The organism is Dellaglioa sp. CoH-57-MRSF-21 (assembly GCF_056781915.1).
Map to the genome: position 1 here is coordinate 1 of NZ_JBXAXU010000181.1, position 277 is coordinate 277.

Genomic DNA, 277 nt, shown 5'->3' on the forward strand with positions numbered 1-277 from the left:
TCACGGGGCTGTCCACGATCCCCGCAAACACCAACGCTGTGTACGTGATCGTAGAAGCGGCCTCTTCAAGTGGTGGAAGTGGCGTGAATTCGGTCAACGGAAAGACTGGGGAAGTCGTCATAAACGCGACGGACATCACGACGGGCACATTTGCCGCCGCTCAGCTTGGCGCAGGCTCGGGCAACAACGATGTGCTGACCACCAACGGCTCAGGTGCACCTACATGGGTGGCCACGCTTAGTGCCGCACAGATGGGTTCGGGTGCTGGGAACAACTT

General features: G+C 59.2%; 1 protein-coding gene. It reads left to right on the forward strand.

Translation table 11 applies throughout. The features are described 5' to 3' along the window. Positions 1–44: 44 nt before the first annotated feature. A partial coding sequence (locus AC1RPQ_RS08455; RefSeq protein ID WP_481762338.1) for a hypothetical protein occupies positions 45–277 on the forward strand: 233 nt, incomplete at its 3' end.